Here is a 20,821-nt window from a genome sequence, read left to right on the forward strand (position 1 = left end):
GCCACGGGAGGCACCCATGCCTGACGCGCCTGCACTGCCGAGTTACGCCTCCGGGACCTCCGACGTCCCCCTGCTCGGCGACACGATCGGGGACAATTTCGACCGCACCGTGGCCGCGTTCGGCGACCGGGACGCGCTCGTCGACCGCGAAGCAGGCGCCCGCTGGACCTACCGCGAACTCGCCGCCGAGGTCGACACCCTCGCGCACGGGCTGCTCGCGTCCGGGATCGGCAAGGGCGACCGGGTCGGCATCTGGTCGCCGAACCGGGCGGAATGGACGTTCCTCCAATACGCGACGGCGAAAATCGGCGCGATCCTGGTCAACATCAACCCGGCCTACCGCTCGCACGAACTGCAGTACGTGCTCAACCAGGCGGGCATCCGGATGCTCGTGGCGGCGGACAAGTTCAAGACCTCCGACTACGCCGCGATGATCGAGGAGGTCCGGCCGAACTGCCCCGGCGTCGAAGCGGTCGTCTTGCTCGGCACCGACTCCTGGACCTCGCTGATGGATTCCGGCCGCGGCGGCGACCCGGCGCGGCTCGCGCAGCTGCAGGCCGCGCTGTCGGCGGACGATCCGATCAACATCCAGTACACGAGCGGCACCACCGGCTTCCCCAAGGGCGCGACGCTCAGCCACCACAACATCCTCAACAACGGCTATTTCGTCGGCGAGCTGTGCAATTACACCGAGGAGGACCGGGTGTGCATCCCGGTGCCCTTCTACCACTGCTTCGGCATGGTGATGGGCAATCTCGCGTGCACCAGCCACGGTTCGTGCATGGTCATCCCGGCCCCGGCGTTCGACCCGAAGGCCACGCTCGCCGCGGTCGCCGCCGAACGCTGCACGTCGCTTTACGGCGTGCCGACGATGTTCATCGCCGAACTGAACCACCCGGAGTTCGAGACGTTCGACCTCGGCTCGCTGCGCACCGGCATCATGGCCGGATCGCCTTGTCCGGTCGAGGTGATGAAGCAGGTCATCGACCGGATGGGGATGACCGAAGTGTCCATTTGCTACGGCATGACCGAGACGTCGCCGGTGTCCACGCAGACCCGCGCCGACGATTCGGTGGAGCGCCGGGTGTCCACCGTGGGCCGGGTCGGCCCGCATCTGGAGTCCAAAGTGGTCGATCCGGAAACCGGGCTGACCGTGCCGCGCGGCACTCCGGGCGAACTGTGCACCCGCGGCTATTCGGTGATGCTCGGCTATTGGGAGGAACCGGAAAAGACCGCCGAGGCGATCGACGCCGCGCGCTGGATGCACACCGGCGACCTCGCGATCATGGACGACGAGGGGTATGTCAACATCACCGGCCGGATCAAGGACATGGTGATCCGCGGCGGCGAGAACATCTACCCGCGCGAGATCGAGGAATTCCTTTACACGCATCCGGATGTGCTGGACGCGCAGGTGATCGGCGTGCCGGACGTCAAGTACGGCGAGGAATTGATGGCCTGGATCCGGATGCGCGAGGGTGCGCAGCCCCTGACCACGGAAGCGGTCCGCGAGTTCTGCCAGGGCAAACTGGCGCATTACAAGATCCCGCGCTACATCCACGTGGTCGAGGAATTCCCGATGACGGTGACCGGAAAGGTGCGCAAGGTCGAAATGCGCCAGCAGTCGGTGACTCTGCTCGGGCTGGAGCAGGCGGCGGCGCAGAAGCACGCGTGAGCCAAACCGGCGGCCGTCCGATGTGGACGGCCGCCGGTTTGCGTCAGGCGGAGGCGGCCGCAGCGGCCTCGGCGAGTGCTTTTTCGTCTTCCTCGCCGAAGGTTTCTTCGAGCTGTTCGGGCGAGTAGTCGAGGTCGATCTGCTCGACCGGCGTGCCCCGCGCGGATTCGATCGCGCCGAGGCGGCGCTGGGCGCGGTCGGCGGCGTACTGGATCAATTCTTCGGGATCGTTGTCGAACGGGACTTCCTCGAACTGGTCCTGCACCCACTGGATCATGCCGAGCGCGTGCGGCAGCAGTTCGCCCATGCGTTCCTGAACGGCGTCCCACATCGCGTCGTCCGCGGCGACGTGCCGGCGGCAGGTGAAAGTGCCCCACGCCATGTGCCGGCGTTCGTCGTCGCCGATGCGGCGCACCAATTCCTGCATTCCCGGCAGGATCTGGTTCTGCGTGCAGATCAGCTGCCACGAGTAATACCCGGTGAGCGCGAGGCTTCCTTCGATCACGTGGTTGTACGTCACGCTCGCGCGAATCTGGTTGAGCGGACTGGGATCGTCCTCCAGCGCGCGCAGCGACTGCGGCAGCTCCTCGTAGAAAAGCTTGCGGTAGTGCGGGTTTTCCGCGACGTAGGAGTGCAGGTCTTCGTCCAGCCCGACGGCGTCCATCCAGCGCCGGAAGACCTCGACGTGCTTGGCCTCCTCGAAACAGAACTGCGTCAGGTACATCTCGTCGCCGAACCGGCCGGTCGACGACATCGCGCGCATGAACGGCTGGATGTCCTCGGTCACCGCCTCCTCGCCCGCGATGAACTGCGCCACGAGGTAGGTGGTGGAACGCTGCTGTTCGGGCGTCAGGCTTTCCCAGCCCGCGCGTTCCTGGCTGAAATCGAGGTCCGCCGGGTTCCAGAACTTCTTGTTGCCCTTGACGAACAGCCGCAACGGGAACGAGTCCCAGTTCAGCCCGCCCTTGCGCAGGGACGAGAATCCGCTGCGCAGCTCCGGAAGCGTCTCGGTCATGACTGGCCCTCTCGTTTCACTCCATTGTGGACGAATTGGTCGATGGCGGGGGCGAGCACCGCGAGGACCGACTCGGCGGCCTCGGACGCGGAATGCGTCGGCAGCACCAGGTGGCTCAGCGACAGCCGGACCACCGTTTCGGCAAGCAGCGCGGCGGCTTCCGGCGTGAGCCGGGGTTCGAGCTCGAGGTACTGCTGGGTCGCGAGTTCGGCCGCCGCGGTGAGGATCGGCTCGCCGCGCGAGGTCAGCAGGGGAAGCAGATCCTCGCCTGCCTCGGTGCCGAGCGCCGCCGCGATCAGCCGGTTCTCCCTGGCGTGTTCGATCGTGTAGACGACCGCGCCGCGGATGCCCGTGAGCAAACTCTCCGCGTCCTCGAACCGGCAGCGGATGCCGTCGAGGAATTCCGCCGCGACGCGCAGCGCGACGGCCTGCGTGAGCGCCGCCTTGCTGCCGAACTCGTTGTAGACCGTCTGCCTGCTGACCCCGGCTTTCGCTGCGACGTCGGCCATTCGGAGGCCCTGATGGCCGCGGTCGGGGAGCAGGTCCGCGGCCGCGTCCAGCAGCGTCTCGCGAAGCGTCGCCTTGGTCCGCTCGGTGAAGCTGGTCACAGTGTCAGCTTGACACAGGAAGAATCTGTGTCAAGAAGGTTTACCTGGATGGTGCACGTGTACAGCAGTCCGCCGGAACTGTCGGTGCGGACGGCTACCGTGTGGGACGTGGGCATCACGGTGGGGTTCGACCTCGACATGACATTGATCGACCCGCGGCCGGGCATGGTCGCGGCGATGAACGCGCTGGGCAAGAAGTCCGGCCTGCCGTTCGACGGAGAGGCGTTCGCGGCGAACCTCGGCCCGCCGCTCGATCAGGCGCTGCGCGAGTTCGGCGCGCCGGAGGACCGGATTCCCGAGCTGATCTGGCAGTTCCGCGAGCTGTACCCGGAGACGGTCGTGCCGAGCACGGTCGCGCTGCCGGGCGCGGCCGAGGCGCTGGAAGCGGTCCGGGCGGCGGGCGGGCGCACGGTCGTGGTCACCGGCAAGTACGCGCCCAACGCGCAGATGCACCTCGACGCGCTGGGAATGAAGGTCGACGACCTGGTGGGCGAGCTGTGGTCCACGCAGAAGGCAGCAGCCCTGCTGGAACACGGGGCGCGAGCGTACGTCGGCGACCACCTCGGCGACGTGCGGGGCGCGCGAGCGGCCAACGCGGTGTCGGTGGGCGTGGCGACCGGGCCGTGCACCCGGGAGGAACTCGCCGCCGAAGGCGCGGACGTGGTGTTCGATTCCCTGGTCGAATTCCCGGAGTGGTTCGCCAGGACGTTCGCGGGGACGGTGGTCTGATCCGGGGGCAAGCCCAGGTCAGCCGTGCTTCCCGGCGCGGGCTTCCTGGACAAGGGCGATCAGCCCGAGCAGCAGGCCGAGCGGGGTGATCACCCCGGCGGCCGCGCTGAGCCACACCGGCAGGTTCTCGAGTCCGAGGGCGAACATCACGAACACCGTCGCCACCGCGAGCATGCCGATGGCGAACAGGCCGATGCCGAGCCGCATGAGGATCGGTTTGCCGGTCTGCTTGGCTGCGTTCTCCATGGGGTGAGAGTAACGGGACTATCCGCTTCTCCCCAGCGCCTGTGGCGAGATACGCTTGTCGGACGCGCGCCTCGAGATCGCTCGGGGCGCGTTCGTCGTGACCTGCACAGCAGAAGGACTGGTGAGGGAAGTGCCGACCGGCAAGGTCAAGTGGTACGACGCGGAGAAGGGGTTCGGCTTCGTCACTCAAGACGGCGGTGCCGACGTCTACATCCGCAAGGCCGCGCTGCCGCAGGGCGTCGAGGGCCTGAAAGCCGGACAGCGGCTCGAGTTCGGCGTGGCCGACGGCAGGCGCGGGCCCCAGGCGCTCTCCGTCCGGCTGCTGGACCCGCCGCCGTCGGTCGCCGAGGCGCGCCGCCGTCCCGCTGAGGAGCTGCACGGCCTCATCGAGGACATGATCAAGCTGCTGGAGCTCAAGGTCCAGCCGGATCTGCGGCGCAACCGGTACCCGGATCGCAAGAACACCAAGCAGATCGCGGAGATCATGCGCGCGGTCGCGCGCGACCTCGACCCGTGATCGGCAGCCCGGGTGTAATCGCTTGAAACGGTGAAGGGCTCCGCGCGGGAATCTGATCCCGATGCGGAGCCCTTCACTGCTTTTCGCTGGCTCAGGCCGGCTGGACCTGCAGGGACCACAGCGCCGTCGTGACGGCTTCCGCGTCGTTCGGGTCGCCGGTGCGGCTGATCACCGAGGCCTGCGCGATTTCGACCACCACGATCTGGTCGTCCTTCGCGGGCGGGGTCGCGGTGTAGGCGTAGCGGTCGCGGGAGGTGATGATCTCCTCCTTGAGCGGCTGCGGCTCGCCCTTGCTGTTCACGTACTGCACGGTGACTTTCCACGGCGTCTCGGCGATTTCCTTCGGCACCGAGATCTGCACCGAACGGCCCGGCCGCACCTTGAGCTTGCCCGTCGCGCCGGGGTTCGCCGCGCAGACGCCGGATTTGATGTCGCAGTTGCCGATCGGGGCGGCGGTGATCGTGTGCCCGTCGGCGTAGAAAGTCACCTCGGCCGGGCCCGGCGCGGAACAGCCGGCCACCGCGAAACCACCGGCCGCGAGCACGGCCACCACCCGGGAACGTCGCATGGCCCGAGATTACCGGCGGCCTCGCGCCGGCCCCGGGGCGGGGAAGCTGCCGGTCGGCTCTGGGCGCAATGGGCGATTGCCGCCGAGTCCGGGCAGGAGCGAACCGCCGCGCTGCACCAGGAAAGTCTGCGTCAGGCCGACTGCCAGCAGGAGCGTCACGACCAGGAAGCCGATCCAGTACGTCGGCGGCAGCAGCAGCCCGACCGCGCCGCCGAAGCACCACGACAGCTGCAGCACCGTCTCCGAACGCCCGAACGCGGACGCACGCGACTGTTCCGGCAGATCCTCCTGGATCACCGCGTCGAGACTGATCTTCGCCAGCGCGCTGGCCGTCGCGCCGATGAGGCCGACGATCGCCGCCGTGGCGAGGCCGGGCAGGAGCGTCGCGACCAACGTCGTCACCACACACGCCGCCACACAGGCCACGATCACCTGGTCCGCCGCACCGAAGTGCAGCCGCGAACCCAGCGCGTTGCCGACGAATCCGCCGACACCGGCCGCGCCGCCGATGATGCCCAGCAACAGCAGCTGTACGAACGGACTGTGCCCGGCGTGCTCGGTCTGCGCCTTCACCGCGAAGGCGGCGAACATCATCAGGAACCCGGTCAGCACGCGGACGGAACCGTTGCCCCACAAGGCAACGACGATGTGCCGTCCCATCGGCTGGCGCTGCCGCTTCTGCTTCGGCTCCGGCCGCGCGGACAGCGACGTCGGGACCTCGCCCTCGGTCACCTCGACCCACGACGGGATCCGCATCGACTGCACGGCCGCGGCCACGCAGATCGCGGCGGTGAACCACAGCGCGCCGGAGGAGTTGGTGAGCCCGCTCACGCCGCTGGCCAGCGCACCGAACGCGCCGCCCGCGATCAGGCCGAACACGGTGATCCGCGCGTTGGTCTTCGACAGCGTGATCTCCGGCGGTACCACGCGAGGCGTGACCGCCGCCTTCAGCACGGTGAACGACTTCGAGAGCACCATCATCCCGAGCGCCGCCGGGTACAGCAGCCAGTCGTCGAAGTGCAGCGCCATCACCACGGCCATCAGGCCCTGCCCGACCGACGAGACGCACATCGCGAGCCGGCGGCCGCGCTGGATCCGGTCCAGCGCCGGCCCGATCACCGGCGCGACGAGCGCGAACGGTGCGATCGTGATCAGCAGGTAGAGCGCGACCTTGCCCTTGCTCTCGCCGCTGGTCGCGGCGAAGAACAGCGTGTTGGCCAGCGCGATCGCCATCGCCGCGTCGCTGGCGTAGTTCAGCATCACCGCGTACATCAGCGAGGTGAGACCGGACTTGTCCGCGCCGTCCGCCTTGGTGGCGCGCTGGAACGCGCCGACGGCCCGCCCGCTCAGCTGACGGCTGCGCAGCGCGGCGACCCGCGTGACGGTGAGCTTCTTCGGCAGCTTTGGGACCGAGCCAGCGCCGGGGACCGCGGTGGTGTTGAAGGCCTCGTCTTGCTCGTCCTCGACGCGGGGCTCGCCCGCGTAACCGCCGGTGTCGTAGTGCTCGTAACCGGCGCTGCCGGGACGGTCGTCGTACGGCCGCGGGTGGACGGGCTCGGTGCGGTGCTCGCGAGGCGGGTACGGCCGGGCACCGCGCGGGGGCGGTGGCGGCGGACGGTGTCCCATCGGGACCGCGCCGGTGGGCGCTTCCTCGGCGTTCGGCTGGAACGGCGGCGCGTCGTCGTAGAACGAGCTGCGCGGCTCCGGCCGTCCGGGGTAAGCGCGCGGAGGACGCTGATCGACGTGCTCGGTCCGCGGTTCGGCCGGTCGGCCGCGGGGCGGTTCGGGTGGAATGCGCTCCGGCCGGGCCCTCGGCGGTTCCGGCGCGTACGCCGGCGGATCCTGGCGAACGCGCTGGTCAACGGCCTGATCGACCCGGGTCGGCGGGGTGTCGCGCCACGACCGGGCCTGCGCCGCGCCGGGCTCGGGAGTCCAGCGGCGCTTCTTCTTCCCACGGCCTTTGCCCGACTGCCCGCCGAGGGGGCTGTCGGAACCGGAGCGCGAGCTGAAGAGTGCCACGGTTCAATCCTGCCTCATCGAGGTCCCGCGCCGCCCGCTCACGTGCCAGTTCGCTGATTTTCGGGGACGAACTTCACGCGGAACGACGACGGCCACAGCTTCCCGGTGAGGAGGAATTGGTCGGTGCCGGGGATCGCGGCGATGCCGTTGAGCACGTCCTCGCCGGGCCGGGTCGGCGTGCGGAGCCGGCTGGCGTCGATCTTCGCGGTGATCCGTCCGGTGGCGGCGTCGATACGCAGAATGGTGCCCGTCTGCCAGACATTCGCGTAGACGGTGTCGCCGACGCACTCCAGTTCGTTCAGCTGATCCTGGCCGACGTCGACGGAACCGGTGACCGCAAACGTTTGCGGATCACGGAACGTGAGCTGCGAGGACCCATTGCTCATCACCAGCCGCCCGTTGGGCTGGTGGCAGAGACCCCACCCCTCGCCGTCGTAGTGAACGCGCCGCAGCTCGGCCAGCGTCTGGGAGTCGCGCTCGATGGCGATTCCGTCGCGCCAAGTCAGCTGCCACAGCTTCGGCCCGAGCACGGTGATGCCCTCGGCGAACAGCGGCGACGGCACCGTCACCTGTTTGGCTGGAGTTCCACCGGCCGGGCCGGCGGTGAGCGAGGACTGCCCTTCGAGGCCGCGACTTTCGTACAGCGTGCTGCCGGAGTACTCGAGCCCTTCGGTGAAGGCAGTCGAGTCGTGCGGCAGCGTTCCGAGCACCTGAACAGTGAGCCGTTCGGGCTGGGCGGGCGTGGCTTGAGTGCCCGCGCATCCGCCGAGCAGGGCAGCGGCCACCAGGGGCCAGACGATCCGGGTTCGCACGGACAACAGCCTGGCACGGGCGGCGCGGATGCGTGCGGCACAATTGGGGGTATGACGCTGCTGTTGACCCTGGACGACGGCTCTCTCCACCGGAAGCTCGCGGACGCCGTGGCGGTCGCGCGGGAGGCCGTGCTGGCGGAAGCCCCCGCTGAACAGGTCGGCGAGCACGTCGGGGTGGAGCGCGAGGACGCGGTCTCCGCGAGCCACCTCTTCGAAGCGACAGTGCCCGGATACCGCGGCTGGCGCTGGTCGGTCACCGTCGCGGTGGCCGGACCGGACGAGCCGGTCACGGTGAGCGAGCTGGTGCTGCAGCCGGGCCCGGAGGCCTTGGTCGCGCCCGCTTGGGTGCCGTGGGAGCAGCGCGTGCGCGCCGGCGACCTCGGCGTCGGCGACCTGTTCCCCGCGGACAAGGACGACCCGCGCCTCTCGCCCGCGTACCTCCAGTCGGACGACCCGGCCGTCGAGGAAGCTGCGCACGAGGTCGGCCTCGGCCGGGTGCAGGTCCTCTCGCGCTACGGCAGGCTGGACGCGGCCGCCCGCTGGCACAGCGGCGAGTTCGGCCCGCGCTCGGACATGGCCCGTAGCGCGCCCGCGACCTGCGGGACCTGTGGTTTCTTCGTGCCGCTGGCGGGTTCGCTGCGCGGCTCGTTCGGTGCGTGCACGAACGACATCGCGCCTGCGGACGGGCATGTGGTGGACGTGGCCTACGGGTGCGGGGCGCACTCGGAGGTGCGGGTCGAGGTCACTTCCTCGGTCCCGGTCGCGGAGCTGGTTTACGACGATTCGCTGATCGACTTCACGCCGGTCCCGGAGCCTCGGGGGACTGTTGCCGAGCCGAGCGCGGCGGCGGACCCGGCGGTGGTGGAAGAGGCGGCGGCTGCCGCGGCTGAGGAGACCGCCGCGGTCGCGGCGGTGGAGCCGGAGGCGGCTGCGGAAGTGGCTGTCGAGGAGGCTGCGGCGGAGGTGGCCGAGGTTTCGGACGCTTCGGACGCGGTTGAGGCTGCGGACGCGGTTGAGCCGGTCGCGGCGGAAGCGGCGGAGACTCCGGCCGAGGTCGAGCCGGTGGAGAGCGCGGCTGCCGAGCCGGTCGAGGGCGCGGGCGTCGGCGAGGCTTCGGTGGCGGGTACTGCGGCTGACGTTGTCGTCGAGTCGGTCACGCCAGTTGCGGCAGAGACGGCCGATGGCGCGCAGGGAGAAGCCCCTGGCGAGACCTCCGCGCAGCACGGCACCGACACTGACGACACCGACGGGAGCGATGTCCTCCGGTGAGCGAAGTCGCTGGGGGAGCGGCTGATCCTTTCGGGACAGTCCGTCTGCGGGAAGCAGTGCTGAGCGCCTGGCGCGACTCGCCCACCCGCTTCATCGAGGACACCAACTCCGAGCGCGACCTCCGCGTCGGCGCCTACCGCGATCGGTTGTTCGTCGAGCTGGCGCAGAACGCCGCCGACGCCGCACAGATCGCCGGGGAGCCGGGGCGGATTCGGGTGTCCGTTGTGGACGGTGAGTTGCGGTTCGCGAATACCGGCGCTCCGTTGGACATCCGGGGGGTCGAATCGCTGGCGTCGTTGCGGGCGTCGGCCAAGAAGGGAACCGTCGGGCGGTTCGGGGTCGGGTTCGCGGCCGTTCTCACTGTCACCGACGAGCCTCGAGTCGTCTCTGTCTCCGGCGGGGTCGCGTTTTCCGCGCAGCGCACGCGCGAGGAATCCGGGCGGGACGGCGACGTTCCGGTGTTGCGGCTTCCGTTTCCCGTCGCGGAGCAGCCGACCGACGGGTTTGCCACCGAAGTGCGGTTGCCGCTCAGGGAGTCCGGGGAAGGGCTGCTCGACGGGCTGGCGAACGAGATCGAGGATCTCTTGCTGGCGCTACCGTGGCTCGCCGAGGCCGAAGTGGACGGTCGCAAGTGGACTCGGAGCGGCGAGGGCATCGTCGAGATCGCTTCGCCGAGCGGGCATAAGCGTTGGCTGAAGCACGGGGTCTGGGCGGTGCCGGTCGACGCCGATGGAGTGCCGCAACCGCTTGAGGACGATTTGCTGCACGCGCCTACTCCGACCGACGAAGGGCTTTCGCTCCCGGCTCGGTTGATCGCGGAGGTGCCGCTGGAGCCGTCGCGGCGGCGGGTGCTTCCCGGGGAAGAGCTCACTCGGGCGTTGGAGAAGGCGGCGAGTGAGTACGTCGAGCTGGTTCGGGCGGTAACGGCGGAGCATCGACCAGAACTGGTTCCCGCGGCGGGGTTTCCGCAGTCCACTGTGGACGCGAAGCTGAAGGAGCTGGTGTACGCCGAGCTTGCGCGGAAACCCTGGCTGGCCACAGTGGACGGTCAGGAAGTCTCCGGACAGCAGGCTCGGGTGCTCGACGTCGACGGGCTGGCTCCGTTGCTCAAGGACGTCATTCCCGGTCTGGTGCAGGCGAATCCGCGACTGCTCAAACCGGTGTCCGCGAACATTCTCAACATCGGCGACGTTCTTGAAGTCCTGACTGGCATCGACCGCGAGCCCGACTGGTGGCAGAAGCTGTACGCCGCACTGGCGGTCGCGGTCGAGAGCCATGCGCTCAGTGCGAATCAGCTGGACGGGCTGCCGGTTCCGTTGTCGGACGGGCGGACGTTGCCGGGTGTCAAGGGCGCGCTGCTGGTCGACGGCAGCAGCGAACTTCGGGAACTTCTATCCGATGTGGACGTTCCGGGGCTCCGGCTGGTGCATCCGGGCGCGGCGCACCAATTGCTGGAACTGTTGGGGGCCAAGCACGCTGACGCGCGGCAACTGCTCGAAGCGGAGCAGCTGCAGTACGCGGTGGAGCACAGTGTCACCGACGTTCAGTCCGGTTTGGACGGGATGAACCTCGCCGGTGCGGTACTCCGGCTGGTCGCGGATTGCGGGAACCAGGCGCCAGCGTGGATCGGCGCGCTGGCGCTGCCCTCGGAGGACGGCTGGCGGCGTGCGGACGAGCTGGTGCTGCCGACGTCGCCGTTGCTGGAAGTGATCGACCCCGAGGTGTTCGAGCCCGGCGGCGCGCTTTCCGTGCTGGACGAGGAATTCGCGGAGGACTGGCCTGCCGAGATCCTCGTCGCGGCGAGGGTGCTCGACTCGTTCGCGGTCGTGCTGGACGAGGAGCCGCACGAACCCGATCATCATCTGCCGGACGAAGAGCAGTGGTGGGATTCGTTCGAGCAACCGCCAACCACGGTGGTGTCCATTCGAGACCTCGACCTCGTCGCGGACGACGCTTGGCCGGACGCGCTCCGGCTGATCGCGGCGCGTCCGGAAACGTGGCAGGCGCTGCACAGCCCGGACGGCCACGCGGGCTGGTGGCTCGCCCGGTACTCCTTGCTGGCCGGGGAAGCGCCTGGCGCGTGGCGGCTCGCTTCGGCGACCGCGCTGGCGGGGCTGTACGACCCGGTGCCGGACCTCGGCCTGAGCGACGACCTGCTCCGCGCGGTCGGCGTCCGGACGGGGCTGGATCTGGAGACCGCGGAAGACGTCACCGATCTGCTCGAAAGGCTCGGCGATCCGCGACGCACTCCGACGTCGGGGCTAGTCGCTCGTGCGCACGCGGCGTTGGTGGCCGCGCCGATAGACATCTCCGACGTGGACGCGCCCGCGCGAGTCCGTGCGGCGGACGGGAGCGTCGTCGAGGAAGCCGTGGTGCTGGACGTGCCTTGGGTCGCGGCGGCACTCGAACCGGCGAGGATCCTGGTCGCGCCGGTCGAGCCGGAGCGGTTGGCGGAACTGCTCGACGTCCCGGTCGCGAGCAGTCTCAAGGCCGAGGTCGACAGCACCGGCGAGTACGTCGCGTGGGCCGACCTGCCTGCCCTCGCGCTCGCCGCGGATCAGCTCGGCATCCCGCTGCCGGACGGCGGCGTGCTGCTGCACGATCCGCTTACCGTGACGGTCGACGGCGAAGCGGCCGAGGTGCCGTGGTGGTCCGACGACCGGCTGCACGCGGCCGACACGTCCGAGGGGCTGGCGCGCGCCTTCGCCTGGGCGAGCGACCACTGGGGCGAGCGCTACCGCATCACCGCGCTGCTGGAAGACCCCGCGCCGCGCACCCTGCTGAACTGACCGCCGCAAAGCCCGCGACACCAGTGAAAAGCGGCGGAAACGTCAGAGCCGCTGCGCCGACTTGGACCCGCGCCGAGCCGCCGCGCGCTGCCAGAAAATAATCCCGAACCCGATAAACCCGAGCGCGATCCCCGCGGCACAAGTCCACACCCACACGCCCCCGCTCGTGAAGAAGAGCACCACGAGCGCGACAAGCCAGAGCGCAGTACCTACGATCACCACCGGCGTCAGGTCGGTGAGCCGCTTCGGCAGGTCCGGCGTGTGCCGCAAGGCGGCCGGAGCGTCCGGGGCACTGGTCGGTTCGTCCACGGACCAGAGCTTACCCGGACGGAAACAGCGAGACAGGCGGGGAAATGGCGGAGCAGCGCGAACGGGCCGGGTCCACTCTGGACCGCTTCTTCCGGATCAGCGAACGCGGGTCGAGCGCCGGGCGGGAGATCCGCGGCGGCGTGGTCACGTTCGTGACGATGGCCTACATCGTGGTCCTCAACCCGCTGATCATCGGCAGTTTCGCGGCGGACACCCCGTCCGCGCACAAGGACGTGCTCGGCCACATCCTCCCGGTGCCGCAGGTCGCGGCGGTGACCGCGCTGGTCGCCGGCGTGCTGACGATCCTGATGGGGCTCGTCGCGAACTATCCGTTCGGCATCGCCACCGGGCTCGGCATCAACAGCCTGCTCGCGGTCACCATCGCGCCGCAGATGAGCTGGCCGGAGGCGATGGGCTTGGTGGTCATCGAGGGCGTGATCATCGTCCTGCTCGTGCTCACCGGCTTCCGCACGGCGGTGTTCCGCGCCGTGCCGCTCGCGCTCAAATCGGCGATCGCGGTCGGCATCGGGCTTTTCATCTGCTTGATCGGCCTGGTCGACGCCGGGTTCGTGCGCCGGCTGCCGGACGACGCGCACACCACCGTGCCGGTCGGGCTCGGCATCGGTGGTTCCATCGCGTCGTGGCCGACCGCGGTGTTCGTGGTCGGGCTGCTGCTGACCGCGGTGCTCGTGGCCAAGAAGGTCAAGGGCGCGATCCTGATCGGCGTGCTCGGCTCGACCGTGCTCGCGATCGTGGTCGAGGCGATCGTGAAGGCCGGGCCGTCGAACGGCACCGACCCGAAGGGCTGGAACCTCGGCTACCCGGCGCTGCCGAGCAAGGTCATCGGACTCCCGGACCTGTCGCTGGTCGGCGACGTGTCGTTCGGCGCGTGGACCCGGCTGCCGATCATCACCGTGGTGCTGCTGGTCTTCACCCTCGTGCTCGCGGACTTCTTCGACGCCATGGGCACGATGACCGGCCTCGGCAAGGAAGCGGGACTGGTCGGCAAGGACGGCCAGCTGCCGAACGTCGGCAAGGCGCTGTTCGTCGAGGGCCTCGCGGGCGCGGCCGGCGGGTTCGGCTCGGCCAGCTCGAACACGGTCTTCGTGGAATCCGCGTCCGGCATCGCGGAGGGTGCGCGGACCGGGCTGGCGAACGTCGTGACCGGCCTGCTGTTCATCGCCGCGATGTTCCTGACCCCGCTGTATCAGGTGGTTCCGGTCGAGGCGGCCGCCCCGGCGCTGGTCGTGGTCGGCGCGCTGATGATGGCGCAGGTCCGCGACATCGACTTCACCGATTTCAAGATCGCGCTGCCCGCGTTCCTGACCATCGTCGTCATGCCGTTCACCTACTCGATCGCCAACGGCATCGGCGCCGGATTCGTCAGCTACGTCGTGATCCAGGCGGTCACCGGCAAGGCCAAGAAGGTCCACCCGCTCATGTGGGTGATCGCGGTGGCGTTCATCGCGTACTTCGCCGTCGGCCCGATCGAGGCCGCGCTCAGCTGACCGGCGTAACCACCGGGCGCAAGTCGTGAGGTATGCTAACTATATGTCCGGCGACCCGCACGAGCGTTCCTTGGCGAGCCGCTTGCGTCTCGCGGTGGTGCGGCTCAACCGCCGTCTCCGGGCACAGCGGGTGGCTGACGACGTGTCGCTCACGCAGATCGCTGCGTTGTCCACCCTGCACAAATGCGGCCCGCTGACCCCAGGTCAGCTCGCCGCGAAGGAAGGCGTCCAGCCGCCCTCGATGACGAGGGTCATCGCCGCGCTCGAGGAGATGGGGTTCGTCGAGCGCAGGCCGCACCCGACCGACGGCCGCCAGGCCATCGTCGAGCTGTCCGACGACGGGCTCACGTTCGTGCGCAAGGCCATCTCGGTGCGGGAGGCGTGGCTGGACCGGCAATTGGCCGAACTCGGCGAGGAAGAGCTCGAGGTGCTCTCCCGAGCCGCGGAGATCATCGACAGGATGGCGGGGAACTAGCACAGGTGACCACCACGGGTAGCGAAACAGGATGTCCGGCCCAGTCCACTGCTACCCGGGACACGGCACCGCCGCCGTCCGGTTCCGCTCCGCCCGGCCCCTCTTCGGCCCCGGCCGGGAAATCGTCTTCCGCCCCGGAAACCCCCGCGGAATCCCCGGACACCAAGACCCGTCGCACGATGTTTTCGTCGCTGCGCGTGCGGAACTACCGGTTGTTCTTCAGCGGCCAGGTCATCTCGAACATCGGCACCTGGATGCAGCGCATCGCACAGGACTGGCTGGTGTTCACGCTGTCGGGCAACGACCCGGTGGCGCTCGGCGTCGCGGTCGCGCTGCAGTTCATCCCGACGCTGCTGCTGTCGCTGTGGGCGGGCGTGCTCGCCGACCGCGTCGACAAGCGCAAGCTGCTGATGCTCATCCAGGCGGTGAACTGCCTGCAGGCCGTGCTGCTCGGCGTGCTCGACCTGACCGGCGTGGCCCAGCTGTGGCACGTCTACCTGCTGTGCGTGATGCTCGGGACGACCTCGGCGATCGAGGTGCCGACGCGGCAGTCGTTCGTCGCCGAGATGGTCGGCCGCGACCAGGTCGCGAACGCGGTCGCGCTGAACTCCTCGATCTTCAACATGGCGCGCATCGTCGGACCGGCCATCGCCGGGTTCGCGATCACCTGGGTCGGCACCGGCTGGCTGTTCATCGCGAACGCGGCGAGCACGCTCGCGGTGATCACCGGGGTCGCGCTGATGAACCCGGCGAAACTGTTCCGCGGCCCGGCCATCCCTCGCGCCAAGGGCCAGCTGATGGAGGGCCTGCGCTACGTGCGCGGACGGCCGGACCTGGTGACCGTCATGGTGCTGATGTTCTTCGTCAGCACATTCGGCATCACCTACTTCACGTCGCTGCCGATCGTCGCCGCGAACGTCTTCCACACCCAGGCCGACGGCTACGGCCTGCTGTCGACGCTCGTCGCGGTCGGCACCTTCACCGGCGCGCTGGCGTCCGCTCGGCGTGGAGTCAAGAGCCAGCCGAGGGTGCGGCTAATGCTGGTGTCCGCGGCGCTGCTCGGGGTGTTCGAGTTCGCTACCGCGTTCATGCCGACGTACCTGGCGTTCGGGATCGGGCTGATCCCGCTCGGCTTCGCCACGATCACGTTCCTGAACACGGCGAACGCGCTGGTGCAGACGTCGGTGTCACCGGAGATGCGCGGCCGCGTGATGGGCATCTACGTGCTGGTGCTGATCGGCGGAAACCCGATCGGCGGGCCGATGACCGGCTGGATGGCCGACGCGTTCGGCGGCCGGTCGCCGTTCTACATCGGCGGCGCGATCTCGGCGATCGCGGCAGTGGTGTGCGCGGTGGTGCTGATCCGGCGCGGCGGCGTGCGGCTGCCCCGGCGGCTCGGCAACGGCCTGCGAATCCTGCCCCGGGAACGGGTCTGACCTGCGGTAATGGCTGTCAGAACCGGCGGAGACCGCCAAAAGTTGTCACTCGGGCGGGTGAGACTGAGGTCTCCGCTGGGACGGTCTTGCTTCCATTGGTGAGGTTAGGCTAACCTCATACATGTCCGCTTCGTGGTGGGAGCGGCAGTCAGTTCGGGAACGGACAGAGCCCCGCAACCTGGGAACCCCGGGAGGCGGGGCTCTGTTCATCCTCAGGGCTCTTCGCCGCGAGGGCAAGGCCGTTCACGAGGTGAGCGTCAGGACGCGTGCGGGGTCGGCTTCGAAGCCTCCAGCGGATGCTCGCCGGGGCGCATCGGAAGGCGGCGCAGCCGCAGGCCGAAGTACACGTGATACGCCAGCCGCACGGCCTCGTCGTTCGGCAGCAGCACCTCGTTCCGTACGCCGTCCACCGTCTCGATCAGGCGGTCGCCGGACAGTGTCACCCGGCCCTGGGCGGTCGGGCGGGAGCAGGTCAGGGTCTGCGTGAAGTGCGATTGCGGCGACGTCGACTGCCACCACGCCATCGGCCCGAAGTCCGACAGCTGCCGTGGGCGGCGCTCCAGGCGGTACTCGGGCTTGCCGTCGCGCAGGACGTCCACGTCGCCGTATGGAGCGTCCAGGAGGAGGTAGTCGCCCTCTGGGTCGCTCTGGGGCTCGACAGCGGACAGCGCCAGCGGCTGCCGGCTGAACTTGCCGAAGCCGACGTCGACCAGGTACTGCTCGTCGCCGAGCTGGACGAGGATGGCGGCGTGGTCCAGCGGCGGGCCGGGCACGCCGGCGTCGTTGAAAACGCGAGCCGCGTGCAGCGTCGCGGCGAAGCCCAGCTCTCGCAGCAGGGCGACGAAAAGACCGTTCAGTTCGTAGCAGAATCCGCCGCGACGGCGGCGCACGAGCTTGTCGAAGAGCGCTTCTTCGGTGAGTTCGATCGGTTCCCCGAGGTGCACGCTCAGGTTCTCGAACGGGACGTGCATCAGGTGTCGTTCCTGCAGTTGTCGCAGCGCGGCCAGGTCTGCCGCCGGAGGCACCGGCAGGTCCAGGCGAGCGAGATAGGCGTCGACGTCCATGGGTTCCACTCTCACACCTCCAGTGCACTCCAGGTCAAGCGAAATAAAACGGGGCCCGGCCTGTTCGCCAGGCCAGGCCCCGGTGCGCTGCGTGCCTCAGCCGAGCAGCAGGCCGTTGCCGCCGGCGACGGCGTTGTCGAAGCGCTTGCTGATCTCGGCCCAGTTGAAGATGTTCCACAGGGCGTTGACGTAGTCCGGCTTCACGTTCTTGTAGTCCAGGTAGAACGCGTGCTCCCACACGTCGACCAGCAGGATCGGCACGGTCGGCAGGATCAGGTTGTTGTGGTGGTCGCGCAGCTGCTGGGTGATCAGCGTCTTGCCGATCGGGTCCCACGACAGCGCGCCCCACCCGTTGCCCTGGATCGTCGTCGACACCGCGGTGAACTGGGCCTTGAACTTGTCGAACGACCCGAACGCCTCGTCGATCGCCGCCGCCAGCTCGCCGGTCGGCTTGTCCCCGCCCTCGGGCGAGAGGATCTTCCACCACACCACGTGGTTGGCGTGCCCGGCCAGGTTGAACGCCAGCGTCGTCTCCAGGCCCACGATCGACCCGAAATCGCCCGCGTCGCGCGCGGCGGCGAGCTTGTCCAGCGTGTCGTTCGCGCCCTTCACGTAGGTCGCGTGGTGCTTGCTGTGGTGCAGCTCGTTGATCTCGCCCGAAATGTAGGGCGCGAGAGCGCCGTAGTCGTAATCGAGTTCGGGCAGCTCGTACCGGGCCATTGGCCCTCCTTCTGGTCGACGCACGGTTTTGCTTGGCGGCTTCCCTCGCGGGAGCCTTCCGAAACCGAGCCTCGTACTTCAAGCTAGGTAGAGGTCAACTCGCTGTGACCCGGGTCATGCGGAAGGATCGCGGTACCGCGCGAGGTCGCGGGCCAGTTCGTCGAACACCGCCACGTTGTGCTCGAACGCGACCACGGATTCGTCGATCACCCGCGCGCGGTCGTCCTCGCTCCACGGCGCCTCGTCGAGCTTCGCGCGGTAGCGGTCGCGGAACGCGGGGGCGCTGCCGATCTCGTCGAAGCGGTAGAAGAGCGTGCCCGCCTCGGCGAGGTCGAACTTCTTCTCCAGCAGCCGCCGGATGATCTGGCCGCCGGCGATGTCGCCGAGATAGCGCGTGTAGTGGTGCGCCACGAACCCGCCGGACCAGCGCGACGCCTCGGCGATCCGCGCGGTGTAGGCCTCGGTGGCGGCGAGCGGAGCGATCTCGGTGCGCCAGCCGGGGCCGACCAGACGGGCGAGGTCGCGTTCCAGCGCGGGCAGCCGGCGCAGTTCCTCGAACACGAACTGGCCGCCGACCGGGTCGCCGGCCATCGCGTCGCCGGCGCGCTCGATGGCTTGGTAGATGAAGTAGTACTGGGTGGCGAGCGCCGCGTAGCCCTCCAGCGTCAGCTCGCCGCCGAGAAGCGCGTTCATGTACGTGGAGTGATTGGCCTTCTCGTGCACCGTCCTCGTGGACGCGCGCAGCTGTCCGGAGAACGGGCTGGCTTCGAGGTCCGCGGTCACCGTCATCAAAGGCCTCCGACGTTCTTTATGACAAGCTGTCAGAAAGAACTGTAGGCCACAATCCGCACTTAGGCTACCCTAAAATCAGCCGTTTTCACTCGAACCGACCGCCCGGCGGACGAACCGCACGGCGGCTTCAACAGCGTCTTCCAGCTGGTCAGCGGGCACATCGATGACCTGCCGGCTGCCGAGGGCGGCAGTGATCATCGGGACCACCACCTCGAGGTCCTGCGCGGGCCAGCTGCCCGCGTCGACTCCGGCGAGCAGTACCGAACGCAGCTGTTCGATGATCGGGTCGGCGTGCGCGCTGATCCGCTGATACGCGGCGGGCGCGAGCGCGGACTCCAGCGCGGTGCCCGGCGGAAGGTGGTGTTCGGCCAGCACGCGCAGCTGCAGCCGGACGAACGTGGCCAGTTGGGCGACCGGGTCGTCTTCGGCGTCCACCGCCGCGCGCAGCCGTTCGACATACCGCGCGGCCTCGTCCTCGACGAACGCGACGAGCAGGCTTTCTTTGTCCGGGAAGTGGTTGTACATCGCGGTGCGGCCGAGCCCCGCCTCCGCGGCGACGCCGGCGAGCGTGATCGCGTCGAAGCCGCGCTCGTACAGCTGCGCACGGACGACGTCGAACACTCGTGAACGCACTTCGCGGCGGTGCGCTTCGAGCGAACCGCCCAGCACCTTCGGCACGCGCGCCACCCCCTTCCCGTGCGAAACACTGTAGGGGACCGCGCGAATCGGCTCAGTCGTCGAGCGCCCAGGTGTGCACCGGCTCGCCTTCCGCCGACAGTTCGAGGTAGCGCCGCAGCATCCAGTTCAGCGCGGTTTCGCGGTCGGCTCCGCGTTCGTGCGCGCGCAGCACGTAGTCCCGCTGCCAGGTCGCGCCGCTGCGGCGGGCGAGGCAGCGGCGTTCGATGATGCCGAGGTAGCGCACCCGGGCCTCGTCGGAGACGTCCGACCGACGCAGACCTTCGTGGGCCAGCGGCAGCAGTACGCGCAACGCCAGTTCGTCCGGTGGGATCCAGCCGATGCCGGGCCAGTACAGCTGCGCGTCGAAACCCTTGCGTGCGCCCTCGTACAGGTTTTCTTCCGCTGCCTGGAACGACATCTGCGACCAGACCGGCCGCTCCTGCTCGGCCAGCGCGCGTTGTGCGCCGTAGAAAAACGCCGCGTTGGCCACCATGTCCGCGACTGTCGGACCGGCGGGCAGCACGCGGTTTTCGATGCGCAGGTGGGGCAGGCCGTCCACTACGTCGTACACCGGCCGGTTCCACCGCCAAATCGTTCCGTTGTGCAGCCGCAGTTCGGAAAGTTTTGGCGCCTGCCCGGATTCCAGCGCTTCGATCGGGTCCTCGAGATCAGTCTCCGGCAGCAGGCCCGGGAAATAGCGGACGTTTTCCTCGAACAGGTCGAAGATCGACGTGATCCACCGTTCGCCGAACCACACGCGCGGCCGGACGCCCTGGTTTTTCAGCTCCTCCGGCCGGGTGTCGGTGGCCTGCTGGAACAACGGGATCCGGGTTTCGTGCCACAGTGCCTTGCCCAGCAGGAAAGGCGAGTTCGAGGCGAGCGCGGTCTGCACGCCGGCCAGGCATTGCGCGGCATTCCAGTGCGCCGCGAATTCCTCGGGGGCCACCTGCAGGTGTAATTGGACCGAAGTACAAGCGGCCTCCGGGAGAATGGACTCCGCGTAGTGCCGCAGCCGTTCCGGCTGGGTTCCGGGAAGCGCCGGCCCGTCCATCGCGAGCGCGATCCGCTCGCCGCGCGCGGCGAAGATCTCGTCGTTCAGTGACGAATAGCGCGTTTTGTGGGAAAGCCACTTTTGGTCGAAGTGTTCCGGTCGCAGGGTCGGAAGAATGCCGATCATGGCCACCGACGAGCCGGTGTGCGCCGCGCTCTCCCCGGCTTTCGCGAGGTAGGAGTGCAGGTCTTCTTCCAGCCGCAGCGCGGAATCCCCGGCGAGCGGGCGCGGCGGCACGTTGAGTTCCAGGTTGTGCTGGCCGAGCTCCGTGGTGAACACGGTGTCGTCGAGCGCTTCCAGCACGACCGAGTTGGTCATCGACGGACGCAGCTGCCCGTCCACCAGATTCAGCTCGACCTCGAGGCCGATGTTCTTGCGGGGAAAGGAAAAACTGCCGTCAGTGAGCATCCGCGCCAGAGTGTCCAGACACCGCTGGACCTTCCGGCGGTACCGTCCGCGATCGAGCCGGCCGGGGTGTGCCGATAGATCCGTACCCATGGTTCGACGCGCTCCTTGGCTGCTGTCCGCAGTGGTCTGGGCG

The 20,821-nt window shown here is 68.9% G+C and carries 20 protein-coding genes; 8 read left to right on the forward strand and 12 right to left on the reverse strand.

Annotated features, from left to right (window positions below; translation table 11 throughout):
- Window positions 1-16: 16 nt before the first annotated feature.
- The gene (locus tag ACZ7OI_RS07015; protein ID WP_470263201.1) at window positions 17-1,675 is read left to right on the forward strand and encodes an AMP-binding protein; all 1,659 of its coding nucleotides are present in this window, start codon (window positions 17-19) and stop codon (window positions 1,673-1,675) included.
- A 43-nt stretch (window positions 1,676-1,718) separates the two neighbouring features.
- Here the strand turns inward: ACZ7OI_RS07015 and ACZ7OI_RS07020 are convergent, their stop codons facing one another.
- Together ACZ7OI_RS07020 and ACZ7OI_RS07025 are read right to left on the reverse strand one after the other, a co-directional pair.
- Window positions 1,719-2,690 (reverse strand): R2-like ligand-binding oxidase, encoded by a 972-nt coding sequence (locus tag ACZ7OI_RS07020; RefSeq protein ID WP_470263202.1) that lies wholly within the window; start codon window positions 2,688-2,690, stop codon window positions 1,719-1,721.
- Window positions 2,687-3,298 (reverse strand): TetR/AcrR family transcriptional regulator, encoded by a 612-nt coding sequence (locus ACZ7OI_RS07025; RefSeq protein WP_470263203.1) that lies wholly within the window; start codon window positions 3,296-3,298, stop codon window positions 2,687-2,689. Before ACZ7OI_RS07025 ends, ACZ7OI_RS07020 begins: the two co-directional genes overlap by 4 nt.
- A 108-nt stretch (window positions 3,299-3,406) precedes the next feature.
- On the opposite strand from ACZ7OI_RS07025, the gene ACZ7OI_RS07030 reads away from it, so the two are divergent.
- Entirely contained in the window at window positions 3,407-4,027 is a 621-nt protein-coding gene (locus ACZ7OI_RS07030; RefSeq protein WP_470263456.1) for an HAD family hydrolase, read from the forward strand.
- An 18-nt stretch (window positions 4,028-4,045) separates the two neighbouring features.
- Here ACZ7OI_RS07030 and ACZ7OI_RS07035 read toward each other — a convergent pair whose 3' ends face one another.
- Window positions 4,046-4,273 carry a hypothetical protein gene (locus ACZ7OI_RS07035; protein WP_470263204.1) on the reverse strand — a complete coding sequence of 76 codons (228 nt, stop codon included), beginning with the start codon at window positions 4,271-4,273 and terminating at the stop codon, window positions 4,046-4,048.
- A gap of 130 nt (window positions 4,274-4,403) precedes the next feature.
- On the opposite strand from ACZ7OI_RS07035, the gene ACZ7OI_RS07040 reads away from it, so the two are divergent.
- On the forward strand, window positions 4,404-4,790 hold the full coding sequence (locus tag ACZ7OI_RS07040; protein ID WP_016337551.1) for a cold-shock protein: 387 nt from the start codon (window positions 4,404-4,406) through the stop codon (window positions 4,788-4,790).
- A gap of 91 nt (window positions 4,791-4,881) precedes the next feature.
- On the opposite strand, the gene ACZ7OI_RS07045 is transcribed toward ACZ7OI_RS07040, so the two are convergent.
- Genes ACZ7OI_RS07045 through ACZ7OI_RS07055 form a run of 3 tightly spaced genes read right to left on the reverse strand, consistent with a single transcriptional unit; the run spans window position 4,882 to window position 8,189 of the window.
- Window positions 4,882-5,358, reverse strand: coding sequence for a DUF2771 family protein (locus ACZ7OI_RS07045; RefSeq protein WP_470263205.1), 477 nt, complete (start codon window positions 5,356-5,358; stop codon window positions 4,882-4,884).
- A gap of 9 nt (window positions 5,359-5,367) precedes the next feature.
- Window positions 5,368-7,377: an MFS transporter gene (locus ACZ7OI_RS07050; RefSeq protein ID WP_470263206.1), complete on the reverse strand. Its 2,010-nt coding sequence runs from the start codon at window positions 7,375-7,377 to the stop codon at window positions 5,368-5,370.
- A 38-nt stretch (window positions 7,378-7,415) separates the two neighbouring features.
- A complete protein-coding gene (locus ACZ7OI_RS07055; protein WP_470263207.1) occupies window positions 7,416-8,189 on the reverse strand; it encodes a glutaminyl-peptide cyclotransferase in 774 nt (257 codons plus the stop codon).
- A gap of 51 nt (window positions 8,190-8,240) precedes the next feature.
- Here ACZ7OI_RS07055 and ACZ7OI_RS07060 point away from each other — a divergent pair, with 51 nt between their 5' ends.
- Window positions 8,241-9,458: a DUF3027 domain-containing protein gene (locus tag ACZ7OI_RS07060; RefSeq protein ID WP_470263208.1), complete on the forward strand. Its 1,218-nt coding sequence runs from the start codon at window positions 8,241-8,243 to the stop codon at window positions 9,456-9,458.
- Window positions 9,455-12,247 carry a sacsin N-terminal ATP-binding-like domain-containing protein gene (locus ACZ7OI_RS07065; RefSeq protein WP_470263209.1) on the forward strand — a complete coding sequence of 931 codons (2,793 nt, stop codon included), beginning with the start codon at window positions 9,455-9,457 and terminating at the stop codon, window positions 12,245-12,247. The genes ACZ7OI_RS07060 and ACZ7OI_RS07065 overlap by 4 nt, the downstream gene beginning before the upstream one ends.
- 42 nt (window positions 12,248-12,289) lie before the next feature.
- On the opposite strand, the gene ACZ7OI_RS07070 is transcribed toward ACZ7OI_RS07065, so the two are convergent.
- Window positions 12,290-12,517: a DUF2530 domain-containing protein gene (locus ACZ7OI_RS07070; RefSeq protein WP_470263457.1), complete on the reverse strand. Its 228-nt coding sequence runs from the start codon at window positions 12,515-12,517 to the stop codon at window positions 12,290-12,292.
- An 83-nt stretch (window positions 12,518-12,600) separates the two neighbouring features.
- Here ACZ7OI_RS07070 and ACZ7OI_RS07075 point away from each other — a divergent pair, with 83 nt between their 5' ends.
- The 3 genes from ACZ7OI_RS07075 to ACZ7OI_RS07085 all read left to right on the forward strand — a co-directional run bounded on the left by ACZ7OI_RS07075 (window position 12,601) and on the right by ACZ7OI_RS07085 (window position 15,975).
- Window positions 12,601-14,064 (forward strand): NCS2 family permease, encoded by a 1,464-nt coding sequence (locus ACZ7OI_RS07075; protein ID WP_470263210.1) that lies wholly within the window; start codon window positions 12,601-12,603, stop codon window positions 14,062-14,064.
- A gap of 43 nt (window positions 14,065-14,107) precedes the next feature.
- Entirely contained in the window at window positions 14,108-14,539 is a 432-nt protein-coding gene (locus ACZ7OI_RS07080) for a MarR family winged helix-turn-helix transcriptional regulator (RefSeq protein ID WP_037807762.1), read from the forward strand.
- A gap of 179 nt (window positions 14,540-14,718) precedes the next feature.
- Window positions 14,719-15,975 carry an MFS transporter gene (locus tag ACZ7OI_RS07085; protein ID WP_354750596.1) on the forward strand — a complete coding sequence of 419 codons (1,257 nt, stop codon included), beginning with the start codon at window positions 14,719-14,721 and terminating at the stop codon, window positions 15,973-15,975.
- A 257-nt stretch (window positions 15,976-16,232) separates the two neighbouring features.
- On the opposite strand, the gene ACZ7OI_RS07090 is transcribed toward ACZ7OI_RS07085, so the two are convergent.
- The 5 genes from ACZ7OI_RS07090 to ACZ7OI_RS07110 all read right to left on the reverse strand — a co-directional run bounded on the left by ACZ7OI_RS07090 (window position 16,233) and on the right by ACZ7OI_RS07110 (window position 20,778).
- On the reverse strand, window positions 16,233-17,039 hold the full coding sequence (locus ACZ7OI_RS07090; protein WP_470263458.1) for an arylamine N-acetyltransferase family protein: 807 nt from the start codon (window positions 17,037-17,039) through the stop codon (window positions 16,233-16,235).
- A gap of 96 nt (window positions 17,040-17,135) precedes the next feature.
- On the reverse strand, window positions 17,136-17,759 hold the full coding sequence (locus ACZ7OI_RS07095) for a superoxide dismutase (RefSeq protein ID WP_470263211.1): 624 nt from the start codon (window positions 17,757-17,759) through the stop codon (window positions 17,136-17,138).
- Between the two features lie 114 nt (window positions 17,760-17,873).
- Complete coding sequence (locus ACZ7OI_RS07100) at window positions 17,874-18,548, reverse strand: biliverdin-producing heme oxygenase (RefSeq protein WP_470263212.1); 675 nt, start codon at window positions 18,546-18,548, stop codon at window positions 17,874-17,876.
- A gap of 78 nt (window positions 18,549-18,626) precedes the next feature.
- Window positions 18,627-19,229, reverse strand: coding sequence for a TetR/AcrR family transcriptional regulator (locus ACZ7OI_RS07105; protein WP_470263213.1), 603 nt, complete (start codon window positions 19,227-19,229; stop codon window positions 18,627-18,629).
- A gap of 52 nt (window positions 19,230-19,281) precedes the next feature.
- Window positions 19,282-20,778: a glutamate-cysteine ligase family protein gene (locus tag ACZ7OI_RS07110; RefSeq protein ID WP_470263214.1), complete on the reverse strand. Its 1,497-nt coding sequence runs from the start codon at window positions 20,776-20,778 to the stop codon at window positions 19,282-19,284.
- Window positions 20,779-20,821 lie beyond the last annotated feature (43 nt).

Source organism: Amycolatopsis sp. NPDC114503, from assembly GCF_055633655.1.